14 protein-coding genes are annotated in these 14,944 nt (G+C 65.1%); 6 read left to right on the top strand and 8 right to left on the bottom strand.

Going from position 1 to position 14,944, the window contains the following annotated elements; genetic code table 11:
* Window positions 1-40: 40 nt before the first annotated feature.
* Both AB7008_RS26055 and AB7008_RS26050 read right to left on the bottom strand, forming a co-directional pair.
* On the bottom strand, window positions 41-1,513 hold the full coding sequence (locus tag AB7008_RS26055) for a DASS family sodium-coupled anion symporter (RefSeq protein WP_441259748.1): 1,473 nt from the start codon (window positions 1,511-1,513) through the stop codon (window positions 41-43).
* A gap of 115 nt (window positions 1,514-1,628) precedes the next feature.
* A complete protein-coding gene (locus AB7008_RS26050; RefSeq protein ID WP_441259747.1) occupies window positions 1,629-2,435 on the bottom strand; it encodes an enoyl-CoA hydratase/isomerase family protein in 807 nt (268 codons plus the stop codon).
* Between the two features lie 120 nt (window positions 2,436-2,555).
* Here AB7008_RS26050 and nthA point away from each other — a divergent pair, with 120 nt between their 5' ends.
* From nthA to AB7008_RS26035, 3 genes are read left to right on the top strand one after another with little or no spacing between them, the layout of a single operon-like run.
* Window positions 2,556-3,179 (top strand): nitrile hydratase subunit alpha, encoded by a 624-nt coding sequence (gene nthA / locus AB7008_RS26045; protein ID WP_248883303.1) that lies wholly within the window; start codon window positions 2,556-2,558, stop codon window positions 3,177-3,179.
* Window positions 3,176-3,835 carry a nitrile hydratase subunit beta gene (nthB, locus tag AB7008_RS26040; RefSeq protein ID WP_248883302.1) on the top strand — a complete coding sequence of 220 codons (660 nt, stop codon included), beginning with the start codon at window positions 3,176-3,178 and terminating at the stop codon, window positions 3,833-3,835. The genes nthA and nthB overlap by 4 nt, the downstream gene beginning before the upstream one ends.
* Window positions 3,835-4,212: a nitrile hydratase accessory protein gene (locus AB7008_RS26035; RefSeq protein ID WP_439034983.1), complete on the top strand. Its 378-nt coding sequence runs from the start codon at window positions 3,835-3,837 to the stop codon at window positions 4,210-4,212. Before nthB ends, AB7008_RS26035 begins: the two co-directional genes overlap by 1 nt.
* A 148-nt stretch (window positions 4,213-4,360) precedes the next feature.
* Here AB7008_RS26035 and queC read toward each other — a convergent pair whose 3' ends face one another.
* Window positions 4,361-5,074 (bottom strand): 7-cyano-7-deazaguanine synthase QueC, encoded by a 714-nt coding sequence (gene queC, locus AB7008_RS26030; RefSeq protein ID WP_248883300.1) that lies wholly within the window; start codon window positions 5,072-5,074, stop codon window positions 4,361-4,363.
* Window positions 5,075-5,200: 126 nt separating this feature from the next.
* On the opposite strand from queC, the gene mazG reads away from it, so the two are divergent.
* Both mazG and AB7008_RS26020 read left to right on the top strand, forming a co-directional pair.
* On the top strand, window positions 5,201-6,055 hold the full coding sequence (gene mazG, locus AB7008_RS26025) for a nucleoside triphosphate pyrophosphohydrolase (protein ID WP_304489780.1): 855 nt from the start codon (window positions 5,201-5,203) through the stop codon (window positions 6,053-6,055).
* Between the two features lie 187 nt (window positions 6,056-6,242).
* On the top strand, window positions 6,243-7,265 hold the full coding sequence (locus AB7008_RS26020) for a DUF2278 family protein (RefSeq protein WP_441259746.1): 1,023 nt from the start codon (window positions 6,243-6,245) through the stop codon (window positions 7,263-7,265).
* 74 nt (window positions 7,266-7,339) lie between these two features.
* Here AB7008_RS26020 and hflX read toward each other — a convergent pair whose 3' ends face one another.
* The 4 genes from hflX to AB7008_RS26000 form a co-directional block, all read right to left on the bottom strand.
* Window positions 7,340-8,719 (bottom strand): GTPase HflX, encoded by a 1,380-nt coding sequence (gene hflX, locus AB7008_RS26015; RefSeq protein WP_304489778.1) that lies wholly within the window; start codon window positions 8,717-8,719, stop codon window positions 7,340-7,342.
* An 11-nt stretch (window positions 8,720-8,730) separates the two neighbouring features.
* The gene (gene hfq / locus AB7008_RS26010) at window positions 8,731-8,979 is read right to left on the bottom strand and encodes an RNA chaperone Hfq (protein ID WP_007591126.1); all 249 of its coding nucleotides are present in this window, start codon (window positions 8,977-8,979) and stop codon (window positions 8,731-8,733) included.
* A gap of 248 nt (window positions 8,980-9,227) precedes the next feature.
* A complete protein-coding gene (gene ntrX, locus AB7008_RS26005) occupies window positions 9,228-10,598 on the bottom strand; it encodes a nitrogen assimilation response regulator NtrX (RefSeq protein WP_014495332.1) in 1,371 nt (456 codons plus the stop codon).
* A 17-nt stretch (window positions 10,599-10,615) separates the two neighbouring features.
* The gene (locus AB7008_RS26000) at window positions 10,616-13,003 is read right to left on the bottom strand and encodes a sensor histidine kinase (protein WP_304489777.1); all 2,388 of its coding nucleotides are present in this window, start codon (window positions 13,001-13,003) and stop codon (window positions 10,616-10,618) included.
* 45 nt (window positions 13,004-13,048) lie between these two features.
* Between AB7008_RS26000 and AB7008_RS25995 the strand changes: the two genes are divergently transcribed.
* Window positions 13,049-13,333: a histidine kinase gene (locus AB7008_RS25995; protein WP_247310338.1), complete on the top strand. Its 285-nt coding sequence runs from the start codon at window positions 13,049-13,051 to the stop codon at window positions 13,331-13,333.
* A 167-nt stretch (window positions 13,334-13,500) separates the two neighbouring features.
* Here the strand turns inward: AB7008_RS25995 and ntrC are convergent, their stop codons facing one another.
* A complete protein-coding gene (ntrC, locus tag AB7008_RS25990; protein ID WP_028147560.1) occupies window positions 13,501-14,943 on the bottom strand; it encodes a nitrogen regulation protein NR(I) in 1,443 nt (480 codons plus the stop codon).
* Between the last annotated feature and the right edge of the window lies 1 nt (window position 14,944).

Here is a 14,944-nt window from a genome sequence, read left to right as displayed (position 1 = left end):
AGAAAATTCGTCTGCCGGGGGTATGAGCTTCCGGCCCCGCTCAGCTGATCTGCAACCAGGGCAGCACGATCAGCAGCAGTCCCGCGAAATAGAGCAGCCCGAACAGCAGCCCAAAGCCCCAGAACTGGCCCTTCCCGATATAGCCGCTGCCGAAATACATCGGCGCGGGTCCCGTCGCGTAAGGCGAGATCACGCCCATCAGGCCGAGCGAATACATGCAGAGCATGGCGAGCGTCGCGACCGGCAGGCCGGGAATCCCCGATCCGACCGCGAGCACCACCGGCAGCACGGCCGCCGCATGCGAGGTGATGCTCGAGAAGAAGTAGTGGATCCAGAAGAACAGCGCGACCAGCAGGATCATCGCGGTCGACGGCGACAGCCCCGCGAGTGGTTTGGCGTATTCGGTCGCGAACCATTTGATGAAGCCGATTTCGTTGAGGCCCGAGGCCAGCGTCAGCAGCGAGGTGAAATAGAAGAACACCTCCCAGGCGCTCTTCTCGCTGACGATGTCGGCGAACTCGATCACGCCCGTCACCAGCATCAGCGAGATCACGATGAACACGACGGTGGTGGCGTTGACGAAGTTCGAGCCGATCAGCGGCACGTGGATGTCCGGGCTCGAGCCTGCGATCCACAGGAACATCGCAAGCACGATCAGCGCCAGCATGATCCACTCGTTGCGCGACATCGGGCCCATTGCGCTGAGCTCCTTCACCGCCCATTCGGCGATTTCCGGGCTGCGCTTCACCTCGGGACGGCAGACCACATAGCTGAGCAGCGGCACGAGGATCATCAGGAGGATGCCGAGCGGCGCAAAGCCGACGAACCACTGCGCCCAGCTCACCTCGACGCCGGCGGTCTTCTTGGCGATCGCAAGCGCGGCCGCATTGGGTGCGAGCGCGGTGAAGAACAGCGAGCTGGTAATCGCGGTTGCCGCAAACGCCGTCCACATCACATAGGTGCCGATCTTGCCGGCGGTCGGTCCGGGCTCGGAGCCGTAGATGCGCGGGATGTTGCTGATGATGGGATAGACGATGCCGCCGCTGCGCGCGGTGTTGGACGGCGTCGCTGGGGCTAGCAGGAAGTCCGACATCGCCACCGCGTAGCCGAGACCGAGCGTGTTGCGGCCAAGCCTCTGCACCAGCACCAGCGCGATGCGGCGGCCGAGCTGGCTCTTGCGATAACCGATCGAGAATACGAACGCGCCGACGATCAACCACACCGTGCTCTCGGCAAATCCTGCCAGCATCCAGCGCAGCGATTTGCCGGGATCGGGATCGATATAGCCGGCGACGCCCGCGACCGTCAGCCCGATGAACCCGACCGCGCCGACCGGCATCGATTCCAGGATGAGTCCGGTGATGACGGCCGCGAACACGGCAAAATAGTGCCACTGATTGGCGTTGAGACCCGTCGGCACCGGCCACAGATAGATGGCCAGCCACACCGCGAGCGGCGCGATCAGCTTCCAGCTGAACCCTTTTGCCTGAGGCGTCTGCGAGCTAGCGGCCATGGGCCCTCCCCCCTCGATTGTCGTCGCATTGTACCGCCCGTTGGCCGAGCCGTTTTTGTCCTAGCGCGGCGTATACGGACTGTCCGCGGCGCGATCAATGGCCTGACTTCACGTTCTACTGCCCCTTAAAGCGCGGCTTGCGGCGGGTCAGGAACGCCTCGACGCCCTCCTTGTGGTCTTCGGTGAGACTCGCCAGCGCGAACTGGTCGACGTCCATGTGGCTGGCGAGATCGTCCAGCGCATGTGCGAGCCGGTTGACGGTCAGCTTGGTCATGGCGACCGAGAGCGACGGCTGCGCGGCGACCTTCCGGGCAAGCTCCATGGCGGCATCGAACGCATGGCCGGGATCGGCGACCTGCTCCACCAAACCCCACTCGTAGGCCTCATCGGCCGAGATGCGCTGGTCGGCCAGGATCACCGCCTGCTTGGTGCGGGCCGGCCCGATCAGATGCAGCATGCGCGGGATGCTCTGCCAGCTCATGTTCATGCCGAGCCCGATCTCGGGCACGCGCAGATGCGCGTCGTGCCCCATCACGCGGAAGTCGAGCGCCACGGCCAGCGCGACGCCGCCGCCGACGCAAAAACCCTCGATGGCCGCGATCGTGACCTGCTCCATCTCATGCCAGGCATGGGTCAGACGCGGCCCGAGCTTGAGATGCCGCCGCAGCGTGCCGAGATCCATGTCCTTGCGCGAGCGCCCTTCGGCATCTTTCAAGTCGAAGCCGGCGCTGAAGGCGCTGGTGCTGCCCGTCAGAACCACGACGGACGTTGCGGCATCATCCTCGAAGCTGCGCGCGGCCGCGGTGAGCTGGCGCAACGCCTCCGGCGAGAGCGCGTTGATGCCGTCGCCGCGGTCGAACCGCACCACCGCAATCCGCCCCTCCGGTCCGAGCCCCTTCTCGATCGTCACGAAGTCCGTCACCGATGTCTCCCTATCCGCTCTGCTGCGAGGCTAGCCTACATCCGGCCTCACGAATATGGGACCCGGTTGCGCCCCAGCGCATACTCGACAGGCAGGGACCATTGCGCCTATCTTTGCGCCATGAGCCACGATCACGACCATCATCACGACCATTCCGAGCTGTCGGAGACCGAGCTGCGCGTGCGCGCGCTCGAGACGATCTTGACAGAAAAAGGCTATGTCGAGCCGGCCGCGCTCGACGCCATCATCCAGGCCTATGAGACCAGGATCGGACCGCACAATGGCGCGCGCGTCGTCGCCAAGGCCTGGACCGATCCTGCCTTCAAGAAGGCGCTGCTGGAGGATGGCTCGAAGGCCATCGGCACGCTCGGCCATGTCAGCCGCGTCGGCGACCATCTCGTCGTGGTCGAAAATACGCCGGAGCGACACAACATGGTCGTGTGCACGCTGTGCTCCTGCTACCCCTGGGAAATGCTCGGGCTGCCGCCGGTCTGGTACAAGGCCGCGCCCTATCGCTCGCGCGCGGTGAAGGACCCGCGCGGCGTGCTCGCCGATTTCGACGTCGCGCTGCCCAGGGACATGGAAATCCGTGTCTGGGATTCGACGGCCGAGACCCGCTTCCTGGTGCTGCCGATGCGTCCCAAAGGCACGGAGGGCTGGAGCGAGGAACAGCTCGCGGAGCTCGTCACGCGCGATTCCATGATCGGCACCGGCTTTCCCAAGACGCCTGGAGCGCCCTCGTGAACGGCGTGCACGACATGGGCGGCATGGACGGGTTCGGCAAGGTCGAGGCCGAGCCGAACGAGCCGATGTTTCACGAGGAGTGGGAATCGCGTGTTCTCGCCATGGTGCGCGCGATGGGCGCCGCCGGCGCCTTCAACATCGACACCTCGCGCTTCTATCGCGAGACGCTGCCGCCACACGTCTATCTGTCGAGCTCTTACTACAAGAAATGGTTTCTCGGGCTCGAGGAGATGCTGATTGAGAAGGGCTACCTCACCCGCGAGGAGGTCGCCGCCGGCCATGCGATGCAGCCTGCAAGGGCGCTCAAGCACGGCAAGTTCGACCTCGCCAATGTCGAGCGCGTCATGGTGCGCGGCAAGTTCGCCCGCCCTGCTCCGGCGCCGGCAAAATTCAACATCGGCGACCGCGTCCGCGCCAGGAACATTCATCCGACCACGCATACGCGGCTGCCGCGCTATGTGCGCGGCCATGTCGGTGTCGTCGAGCTGAACCACGGCTGCCACGTATTTCCGGATTCGGCGGCGATGGAGCTCGGCGAAAATCCGCAATGGCTTTACACCGTCGTCTTCGAAGGCCGCGATCTCTGGGGCGCAGATGGTGATCCGACCTTGAAGGTGTCGATCGACGCCTTCGAACCCTATCTGGACCCGGCGTGATGAGCAGCACGGCTGCGGCCGCCGCGACGGCGGCCATTCCGAGCATCCCGCGCGATGACGACGGCCCGGTGTTCCGCGCACCCTGGGAAGCGCATGCGTTTGCGATGGCGCTGACGCTGCACGAGCGCGGCGTGTTCACCTGGCCGGAATGGGCCGCAGCCTTGGCCTCCGAGATCAAGCGCGCGCAAGCTGCCGGCGACCCTGACACGGGCGAGACCTATTACCTGCACTGGCTCGCCACGCTGGAAGGTTTGGTCGCAAGCAAGGGTGTCGCATCGGCGGAGACGCTGCACCGCTACCGCGACGCCTGGGACCACGCCGCCGACCGCACGCCGCACGGCAAGCCGATCGAGCTGCGGGAAGAAGATTTTCGGTAGTTCGGCAAGAGGCACGCTCGTGCCAGGCCCTCCGCTGTCATTCCCCGCGGAAGCAGGGATCCAGTACGCCGCGGCCTCTCGGCTCAAGCACGGTCTCTGGGATACTGGATCACCCGCTTTCGCGGGGAATGACACCGAATGTCTGGCCTCAGCGCCCCGCCGCAAACTCCCGCCATCCCTTCGCCCGCAAGCTGCACGCCGGGCACTCGCCGCATCCGTATCCCCAATCATGCTGCGCGCCGCGTTCGCCGAGATAGCAGGTGTGCGACTGTTCGCGGATGAGGTCGACCAGCCCTGCGCCGCCGAGGTCGTGGGCGAGCTGCCACGTCGCCGCCTTGTCGATCCACATCAGCGGCGTATGCAACTCGAATTGCCTGGCCATGCCGAGCGAGAGCGCGGCCTGCATGGCGCGGATGGTGTCGTCGCGGCAATCGGGATAGCCGGAATAATCGGTCTCGCACATGCCGCCGACGATGTGGGTGATGCCGCGCCGGTAGGCGAGCGCCGCGGCAAACGTCAGGAACACCAGATTGCGGCCGGGCACGAACGTGTTCGGCAGGCCGTCGGCGCCCATCGCGATCGCGACGTCGCGCGTCAGCGCCGTCTCGGACACGGCCGCCAGCGTCGGGATCGACAGCGTGTGGCTCTCGCCGAGCCTTGCGGCCCAGTCTGCGCGCAGGCCCTTGATGCCGTCGAACAGCCGGTCGCGGCAGGCAAGCTCGATGGCATGGCGCTGGCCGTAGTCGAACCCCAGCGTCTCCACGCGTGCAAAGCGATTCAGCGCCCAGGCGAGGCAGGTGGTGGAATCCTGGCCGCCGGAAAACAGCACCAGCGCGGTTTGTGATGAAAATGCGTCACTCATGGCCCGCGCTTTAGCACCTCGCCAATCTGCCGCCAATCAGTGGAAATCGGCCTGTTCCGGCGCGCCGTGCTGGGAACGGCGGGCCGCTTTTGGCATAAGGCTTCGGAGCCAGGAGACTGCCCCGCAATGACCCCTTCCCGTGACATTTCCCGCCTGATCGAGATCATGGCGGCGCTGCGCACGCCGGTGACCGGCTGCCCCTGGGACCTCGAGCAGAATTTTGCGACGATCGCGCCCTACACGATCGAGGAAGCCTATGAGGTGGTCGAGGCCATCAGCCGTGGCGATCTCGACGATCTCAGAGAGGAGCTCGGCGACCTTCTGCTCCAGGTCGTGTTTCACGCCCAGATGGCTTCGGAGCAGAATGCCTTTGCCTTCGGCGACGTCGTGGAAGCCATCACCCGCAAGATGATCAGGCGCCATCCCCATGTCTTCGCCGACAAGGACGGCAATCTCGCCTCCTCCCACGTCAAGGAAGTCTGGGATCGCATCAAGGCCGAGGAGAAAGCCGAACGTGCGGCGCGCCGGCCGCCGGAGGAAGCGCCGACGCACAAGTCGTTACTCTCGGGCGTCAAGGCCGGTCAGCCCGCGCTGACGCGCGCGATGGAGCTCCAGCGCAAGGCCTCGACGGTCGGCTTCGACTGGAACGACCCGCGCGCGGTGCTGGCGAAAATCCGCGAGGAAGCCGACGAGATCGAGGCCGCGCTCGATCGCAACGACAGCGAGGGGCTGGCGGAGGAAACCGGCGATCTCATGTTCGCGCTGGTCAATCTCGCCCGCCACGTCGACGCCGATCCGGAAGCCGCGCTACGCGCGACGAATGCAAAGTTCGAGCGGCGCTTCGCCTTCATCGAGCGCGCGCTCGAGGCGCAGGGGCGGACGCTCGAGCAGGCGTCGCTGGCGGAGATGGACGCGCTGTGGAACGCGGCGAAGAGTGAGGCGAAACCGGTATCAGAGCCTCGCCGAGAGGCCCGCCGCTAGCGTTGTGGCATGCTCCATCGGCTTATCCGCAAGGATCGAAGCGGTCGCGAAGGAGATATAGGTCAGCATCTTTTCCCGAATGCAGCGAGCGGTCATGGCGGATCGCAGTGAAGCCATGAAACCGTCACGACAAGCAGTCTAAAGTTGAACAACGGAGCCCGCGCAGCCGAAACCTCAGGTGAGTGCGATGCCACTAAAGCACTATTCGGTCCTCAAGGGACGCCCGATCGCGATGCGTTTCGGCACCGGCCAGTCGCCGCACTATCAAGTCCATGTCGTGGCCGACAACGCGGATTTCCGCATCGCCGTCAATGTGCAGTCAGGCGACGGAAGCGAAGTCGAGTTCCTGGTGCGATCGCACTTTGTCCATCCGATCACCGATCATCTCGCGACGCTGCCGGAGGGCCTGCACCCGCAGCCGCCGAAGCCGGCCAGCATCGCGCTGGACTTCATTCGCGGCAATCTGATGCAGCCCCAGGAGATGATCCCGCTGCCGCTGTCCGTGCCCGGACCCGACAATGACCTCAACGAGAAGCTCGACCAGTTCGTCCAGCGCGCGCTCTCAAACGAAAGCGCGATGATCTACGCATTCGGTGAGACATGGGGGCCGGAGACCAAGGCGGACAATTATTTCGGCTTCCGGCCGGGTCGCGGCATTCACGACATCCATATGAATCAGGGAAATCCGATCGGAAGGTTCTCGGGCGACAACGGGCCATGGCAAGACGGCGGGCTGGTGTTCGAATTCCCGGATCAGAAGCTATGGACGGCGGTCTTCCTCAAATTCCAGACGCAGGCCTGGCACACCGACGACAAGACCGGCGACCCCATCGATCTCGGCGCGCCGACACAGCCACCAGATCCGACCGCTCCTCCGACCGGGCAGATGCCTGACGGACTCGTGCGCATCATTGCAGCACTCGTCAACGCCTTGAAGACGCCCGAGCGGGAAGTCGTCACGCTGCTCAATACGGCCGATCGCGACATCGACCTCACCGGCTGGATGCTGGCCGACAAGCAGAAGAACAAGATGGTCCTGTCAGGGAAGATCGCTGCCGGGGGCACGCTCGCCGTCGTCGTGCAGAAGCCGATGGAATTGTCGAACCAGGGCGGTATCATTTCGCTGCTGGACGAGCGTGGCATCAAGGTCCACGGCGTCGCCTATACCAAGGCGCAAGCGAAAAATCCGGGCCTGACCATTCCTTTCTAGCGTTACGCGTCTCAACCCGGAAACGAGGATATGGTCGATATCGCAGGCCGGTCGGGCGCACCGCGCCCCTCGGATCACGCCACGCGCGGCACGGCATCGAACCGGTTCACCACGATATCCCGCTTGGTCTCGTCGACCCGTACGGTCATGTCGAAGCGGCCGTCGTGCAGCTCCTTCGCCAGCACCTCCGCATTTCGATGCAGCCAGCTGATGCCGGCGCCGTCGGCGGCGTCGATGGAGAGATCGAGCGTGGTGCGCTTTGCGGCGAGCCGTTCCTCGATGGCGGCGAGCAGTGCGTCGATCCCCTCGCCTGACACGGCCGAGACCAGCATCGCCGGGTGATCCGCCGGCCGGCGCGCGGCGATGTTCAGAAGCTCTTCGCGCTGTTCGGCATCGTAACGGTCGATCTTGTTCCAGACCTCGATGATGCGGCCGGAATCGTCAGGGTTGATGCCGAGCTGGCGCAGCACCGCGTCGACGTCGCTCTGCTGGGCCTCGGCATCCTCGTGCGAGATGTCGCGCACATGCAGGATGACGTCGGCTTCCAGCACCTCTTCCAGCGTGGCGCGGAAGGCGGCGACGAGCTGAGTCGGCAGGTTAGAGATGAAGCCGACGGTGTCGGACAGCATCGCCTTGCCGCCATGCGGCAAGGTAAGCGCGCGTAGCGTCGGATCGAGTGTCGCGAACAGCATGTCGGCGGCCTGAACGTCGGCGCGGGTCAGGCGGTTGAACAGCGTCGACTTGCCGGCATTGGTGTAGCCGACCAGCGCGACGACGCGATACGGCACGCGCTGGCGCCCGGCGCGATGCAGCCGCCGCGTCGCCTGCACCTTCTTCAGCTCGCCCTCGAGTTTCGAGATGCGCTCCTGGATCAGGCGGCGGTCAGCCTCGATCTGCGTCTCGCCGGGACCGCCCATGAACCCGAAACCGCCGCGCTGGCGTTCGAGATGGGTCCAGGAGCGCACGAGGCGCGAGCGCTGGTAGTTGAGATGCGCAAGCTCGACCTGGAGCGAGCCTTCCTTGGTCTTGGCGCGGCGGCCGAAGATCTCCAGGATGAGGCCGGTGCGGTCGAGCACCTTGGCGTGCAGCTCCTTCTCGAGATTGCGCTGCTGGATCGGCGCCAGGGCGCAATCCATCACCACGAGCTCGACGTCGAGGCTCTTGGCCAGCGCGGCGATCTCTTCGACCTTGCCCTTGCCGATATAGGTCGCGGGGCGGATCTGGCTGATCGGCGCGATGATGGCGTCGGCAATGACGAGGTCGATCGCCCGCGCGAGGCCGGCGGCCTCATCGAGCCTTGCCTCCGCGTCACGCTGAACATGGCTTTCCGATTGCGTGTCGGCACCGCCCGCGCGCACACGCAAGTAGGGGCCGATGACAAGCACCCGCCCCGTCTGCTTCGCCCCTGCCGACCGCGGACGGTCGGCCTCCCCGTCGAAATTCCGGGGTTCCAATCAGATCACTCTCAAGCCGGCTGATCCTCGCCGCCTTCGAACAACTGGATCGGAGCGCCCGGCATGATGGTCGAGATCGCATGCTTGTAGACAAGCTGCGAGTGACCGTCGCGCCGAAGCAGCAAACAGAAATTGTCGAACCAGGTCACGATGCCCTGGAGCTTCACTCCGTTGACCAGAAAGATCGTCAGTGGCGTCTTGGTTTTGCGAACGTGATTGAGGAAGGTGTCCTGTAGGTTTTGTGCGCGGTCTGCCGCCATTGTTTTTTTCTCGCTTTGAGTTTCTTTTTATTGCGCCGGTTGTGGCCCTCTTTATGAAATTCGGGGCCTCTTCCGGTTGCTATTCCTCATGAGATCCCCCTCGGAGGAACAGCGGTTCAATTAGAGGACAGGACGGGTTATTAGGCAAGCCGCTTCACGCGGCAGGCCACGCCCAATTGCCCCGAAAAACTACGGAAATCGATGATTTTCCTCGCTAATCCCTGAGGTGCGGCCGCGACGTCGCGGTGTCAGCCGACGCCGAGCGCCTTCAGCTTCCGGTGCAATGCCGAACGTTCCATGCCAACAAACTCAGCCGTGCGAGAAATATTTCCTGAAAAACGGCTGATCTGTGCAATCAAATAGTCGCGCTCGAACACTTCGCGCGCTTCGCGCAGCGGCAGCCCCATGATGTGCTCACCGTTGTTGCTGGTCGGCATCGCCGGTACCATCGAGCCGACATCCTGCGGCAGCATGTCCGCGGTGATGATCACCTCCGGTCCGCCCGCAGCCAGAATCATGACTCTCTCAACGTTGTTGCGGAGCTGGCGCACGTTGCCCGGCCACACATGCGATTGCAGCACCGCCATCGCGTCCTGCCCGATCTGCCGCTTGGGCAGGCCGCTGCCGGCCGAGATCTGCTCCATGAAATAGTCGATCAATTCCGGGATGTCCTCGCGCCGCTCCGAGAGCGCGGGCACGCGGATCGGCACCACCGAGAGCCGATGATAGAGGTCTTCGCGGAAATGGCCGGCCGCGATCTCCTCTTCGAGATTTCGCGCGGTGGAGGAGATGATGCGGACGTCGACCTGCACCTTGGCGGTGCCGCCGACGCGCTGGAACGACTGCTCGACCAGCACGCGCAAGATCTTGTTCTGGGTCTCGCGCGGCATGTCCGCGATCTCGTCGATGAACAGCGTGCCGCCATGGGCTTCCTCGAGCGCGCCGGGCTTGCGCGGCTGCTCGCCATTGGACTGTTCGACGCCGAACATCTCGTGCTCCATGCGCTCCGGCGTGATCGCGGCGGCATTGATCACGACGAACGGACCATCGGCGCGGCCCGAGGCCGTATGCAGCGTGCGCGCGGTCAGCTCCTTGCCGGCGCCGGCCGGGCCGACGATCAGGATGCGGCTGTTGGCCTTGGCCGCGCGGTCGATGGTCTGGCGCAGCTGGTTCATGCTCGGCGAGCGGCCGACGAGCGAGCTTGCGCTCGGCGCGAGCTGCTTCAGCTCCTTGACCTCGCGCTTGAGCCGCGAGTTCTCGAGCGCCCTGTTCGCGACCAGGATCAGCCGGTCGGCCTTGAACGGCTTCTCGATGAAATCGTAGGCGCCGCGCTTGATCGCGGCGACCGCGGTCTCGATGTTGCCGTGGCCGGAGATCATCACGACCGGCAGATCGGCATTGTCCTTCTTGACCTGCTCCAGCAGCTGCAAGCCATCGAGCTTGGAGCCCTGGAGCCAGATGTCGAGAAACACCAGATGCGGCCTGCGATTGGCGATCTCGGCGAGCGCCGTATCGCTGTCGCGAGCGGTCCGGGTCACGAAGCCCTCGTCTTCGAGAATGCCCGCGACGAGATCGCGAATATCGGCCTCATCATCGACAATCAGAATTTCACTTGCCATGGTTCGCGCCTGTCTTGTCAGATGCCTGTTGAGGCTTCGATCTTCGTTGAATCATTGGTCTTTTCAGCCGGCTCTTTGGTTTCGGCGGCCGGCTGTTTTGTTTCGGGGGGCTTGGCGATGTCCGTGACCGCGTTTGCGGCCGGCGATGCCTGCACGGTCCCCTCGCTCTTCGCGGGGGCACCGGAGATCGCAAAACGCATCCGCATCCACGCGCCGCGCTGGCCCTCACGGAAATCGGAAGCGTCCTTCAGCTCAATGCGCCCGCCATGGTCTTCGAGCACGCGGCCGACGATCGCCAGGCCAAGGCCGGTGCCCTTGGCCCGCGTCGTCACATAAGGCTCGAGGAGTCGCGAGCGCGCGACCTTGGGCAGGCCGATGCCGTTGTCGATGACGTCGATCAGCACGTCCTCGCCCTCGCGCGAGACCACGACGTCGATGCGGCCCTTGCCGTAATCCTTGCCGAGCTCCTCCGGCGGGACCTGCTCGATCGCCTCGGTGGCGTTCTTGACGATGTTGGTGACCGCCTGCGAAATCAGCCGCCGGTCGAACTGGGCGCGCAGCGGATCTTCCTTGAATTCGGCCTCGATATCGATCTCGGGATGGGCGACCTTCATCAGGAACACCGCCTGCCGCACTGTGTCGGCGACATCCTCGCCCTCCATCACCGGCTTCGGCATCCGTGCGAAGCGCGAGAACTCGTCGACCATGCGGCGGATATCGTCGACCTGGCGCACGATGGTGTCGGTGCACTGCTCGAAGATCTGCTTGTCCTTGGTCTCGGTGATGTCCTTGCCGAACTTGCGGCGGATGCGCTCGGCCGAGAGCTGGATCGGCGTCAGCGGATTCTTGATCTCGTGGGCGATGCGGCGCGCGACGTCGCCCCAGGCCGAGGTGCGCTGCGCCGAGACCAGCTCGGTGATGTCGTCGAGCGTGATGATGTAGCTGTCGTGCGGTTGGCTGGTCTTCTCGGCGCTGACGCGGACCGACAGGTTGCGCTCGGTGCCGTCGCGCGTGATCGTGATCTGGCCCTGTACCAGGCGCTGGGTCCCTTCCCGCGCCGTCTTCATCATCTCCTCGAGCTCGGGCAGCACGTCGGAGAGCGGATGGCCGAGCGTCTCGGCTTCGGAGTGCCCGATCAGCTTCTCGGCGGAGCGGTTGAGGATGCCGACGCTGCCCGAATTGTCGACGCCGATGATGCCGGCGCTCGCCGAGGACAGCACGGCCTCGATGAAGCGGCGGCGGCTGTCGATGAGATCACTCGCGTTGACGAGCTCGTCGCGCTGGCTGCGCAATTCCTGCGTCATCTTGTTGAAGGTCTCACCCAGCTGGGCCAGGTCGCCTTCCGACTGATGCACGGGCACCTTCACATGGAGGTCGCCGGTCGAGACCGTGTGGGCCGCGTTCATCAGCCTCCGGATCGGGGCCACCAGCGAGTTGGCGAAGTTGAGGCCGATCAGCACCGAGGCCATCAGGATGGTGAGCGCGATCACCGCGAACATCAGCGCGAAGGCGACCTGGATGCCGAGCCGGCGCGACTCGATCTGGGCGTATTCGGCGACGCTGACCTCGGTCTGCTTGAGCTGGTTGACGACGTTCGGATCGAGCGGCCGCGCGACATAGAGGAAGGTGTCGCTGAAGGCGCGCAGGCGGATCACGGCGGCGACGAAGCTCGCATCCGGCAACACCGCGATCTCGGGCTCGGATTCGTTGACATTGCTGAGGAAGTCCGGCGCCGGCGGCGAATAGGCGAGCCGCATGCCGGTGTCGGCCGATTCCAGGATGTTGGTGTTCTTGTCGATGATCATCGCGCCCGGCAGGTTGCGGGAGCCGGCGCTGGCGGTCAGCAGCTCACGGAACGAGCGGCGGTCCTGGTCGTAGAGCGGCCGGGCGTGGGCGATATCATTGGCCATGCCGAGAATGTCGCCGCGGATCAGCTGCGCGTGGTCCTGCATGTAGGCGCGTGCGATCGTCAGCGAATTCTGGATCACCTCCTTGGTCGGGCCGGAGAACAGCCGGTCGAGGCCGCGCTCGATGGTGACGTTGGCGACGACGGCGACCAGCACCGCCGGCAGCACCGCCACGATCGAGAACAGGCTGACGATCTGGACGTGGAGGCGCGCCGCCGCCCGGCCTCGCCGCCGCGCCAGGATCAGCTGCCAGAGCTCGCGGACGATGATGCCGACCAGCAGCAGGATCGTCGCCGCATTGATCAGATAGAACGAGCGGACCACCTCCGGCGTCGTTTCGATCCGCGTGAGACCGGTCAGGACCAGGAAGGTCAGGAGGGCCGATAGCAACGCCATCGCCACGGCAAGGGGCGCCAGCCAGCGCCGCACCGACCAACGTCGGGGTTCTTCCGCTGGAGCCGTGTCGAAGTGTGCGGCCGAGGTGTCTGCGCTGGTCATTCCGGCAATGGTGCTGAAAACGGGGTCCGCGGTGGGCGGATACTGATGTATTCCTACCACATTGTTGCCGAATTGCGACAATTCCGCGGCGCCCTCGCCGCGACGGACCGGCGCATCCACAGGCCGCTGTTCTGGCAAACCTCGCTTGCGGGAACGGATTCCCGCCCCTGCGGCTTGACCGCCATGGACAGGTTCTTTCTCGCGATGATGGTGTCGGCCGTGCTGCTGCTGATCGTAGCCGCCGACCTCTTGGTCAACGGTCTCGGGGTGCAGCAGCCGCTGGCGAACGTCGCCAGCGCCCAGCCGGCCTCGGCGCGGCTGATCAGATGAGCGCGATGCAGCGCGCCGCGGTTGAATAACAATTCATACGTTCCAACGGAACGTTTCGGCCCGATTCGGACTTTTGCTCATCGCGTCAGCCACAACGGCCAACGCGATCCGGACAGGCTCAGCTCCGCTTTGGTAGGGGGAGCTGAGCCACCGTCCGTTCGGGAAGACTAGCCCCCGCTCCGATACACCTGGATATCGAGATCCCGGATCTTCTTCCGCAGCGTGTTGCGGTTGAGGCCGAGCAAATCGGCGGCGCGGATCTGGTTGCCGCGGGTGGCGGCGAGCGCGGCCGTGAGCAGCGGCACCTCGATCTCCTTGAGGATGCGATGATAGAGGCCCGGCGGCGGTACGCCGTTCGGGAAGCCCTGGAAGTGCGAGGACAGATAGGCCTCGACCGCGCCGCCGAGATTGTCGACGCCCTGCTGGACTGCGGCACCGGGGCTGACCGTGGGGGGCGCCAGCTCGCCGTCGATGACGGAGCCCGTGATCACGTCCTGCGGGTAAAGCGCGGCGAGGCGCCGGGCGAGGTTCTCGAGCTCGCGCACGTTGCCGGGCCAGCGGTGCTGCTTCATCCGCTCCAGCGCCAGCGCATCGAGCTTCTTCGGCGGCAGGCCGTCCTTCTCGGCCAGCGTGAAGAAGTGCCGCACGAGGTCCGGCAGGTCTTCGATGCGCTCGCGCAAGGGGGGCAGCCGCAGCGGCACAACGTTGAGGCGGAAGAACAGATCCTCGCGGAACAGGCCCTGCTGGATCAGGACGCGCAGGTCCTTGTTGGACGCCGCGACGATCCGCACGTCGGTCTTGATCGGAGTGCGGCCGCCGACGGTGGTGTATTCGCCCTGCTGGAGCACACGCAGCAGGCGGGTCTGCGCCTCCATCGGCATGTCGCCGATCTCGTCCAGGAACAGCGTGCCGCCCTCGGCCTGCTCGAACCGGCCCGAAGCGCGGGTGTTGGCGCCGGTGAAGGCGCCGCGCTCGTGGCCGAACAGTTCGGACTCGATGAGGTCACGCGGGATCGCCGCCATGTTGACCGCGACGAACGGGCCGTTGCGGCGCTTGCCGTAATCGTGCAGCGCGCGCGCCACCAGCTCCTTGCCGGTACCGGACTCGCCCGTGATCATCACCGTGAGGTCGGTCTGCATCAGACGCGCCAGCACGCGGTAGATTTCCTGCATCGCCGGCGAGCGGCCGACCAGCGGGATCGCCTCCATCTCGGCGTCCTCGTCCGGCGTCGAGACCCGTTCCTTCGGCTCGGCAAGCGCGCGGCCGACGATGGCGATCAGCTCCTTCAGGTCGAAGGGCTTTGGCAGATATTCGTACGCACCGCGTTCGGAGGCGCGGATCGCGGTCATGAACGTGTTCTGCGCGCTCATGACGATGACGGGCAGATTCGGCCGCATCTTCTTGATTCGCGGCAGCAGGTCGAAGGCGTTCTCGTCGGGCATCACCACGTCGGTGATGACGAGATCGCCCTCCCCCTGGCTGACCCATCGCCACAGCGTTGCGGCATTGCCGGTGAGCCGGACTTCGTAGCCGGCGCGGGACAGCGCCTGATTGAGAACCGTGCGGATGGCGGTGTCGTCATCAGCAACGAGAATGCTACCTGCGGGCATC

Origin of the sequence: Bradyrhizobium sp. 521_C7_N1_3 (genome assembly GCF_052075975.1) — a bacterium.
Taxonomy (GTDB): domain Bacteria; phylum Pseudomonadota; class Alphaproteobacteria; order Rhizobiales; family Xanthobacteraceae; genus Bradyrhizobium; species Bradyrhizobium japonicum.
Note: the sequence above shows the minus strand (reverse complement) of the source record. Positions and strands in the feature narration are given on the sequence as shown.

Bases quoted from the DNA above. Each gene is read 5' to 3' on its own strand.
- AB7008_RS26055 (WP_441259748.1), bottom strand. From the start codon at position 1,513: ATGGCCGCTAGCTCGCAGACGCCTCAGGCAAAAGGGTTCAGCTGGAAG.
- ntrC (WP_028147560.1), bottom strand. From the start codon at position 14,943: ATGCCCGCAGGTAGCATTCTCGTTGCTGATGACGACACCGCCATCCGC.
- AB7008_RS26000 (WP_304489777.1), bottom strand. From the start codon at position 13,003: ATGACCAGCGCAGACACCTCGGCCGCACACTTCGACACGGCTCCAGCG.
- AB7008_RS26035 (WP_439034983.1), top strand. From the start codon at position 3,835: ATGAGCAGCACGGCTGCGGCCGCCGCGACGGCGGCCATTCCGAGCATC.
- ntrX (WP_014495332.1), bottom strand. From the start codon at position 10,598: ATGGCAAGTGAAATTCTGATTGTCGATGATGAGGCCGATATTCGCGAT.
- AB7008_RS25995 (WP_247310338.1), top strand. From the start codon at position 13,049: ATGTATTCCTACCACATTGTTGCCGAATTGCGACAATTCCGCGGCGCC.
- hfq (WP_007591126.1), bottom strand. From the start codon at position 8,979: ATGGCGGCAGACCGCGCACAAAACCTACAGGACACCTTCCTCAATCAC.
- mazG (WP_304489780.1), top strand. From the start codon at position 5,201: ATGACCCCTTCCCGTGACATTTCCCGCCTGATCGAGATCATGGCGGCG.
- queC (WP_248883300.1), bottom strand. From the start codon at position 5,074: ATGAGTGACGCATTTTCATCACAAACCGCGCTGGTGCTGTTTTCCGGC.
- nthA (WP_248883303.1), top strand. From the start codon at position 2,556: ATGAGCCACGATCACGACCATCATCACGACCATTCCGAGCTGTCGGAG.
- AB7008_RS26020 (WP_441259746.1), top strand. From the start codon at position 6,243: ATGCCACTAAAGCACTATTCGGTCCTCAAGGGACGCCCGATCGCGATG.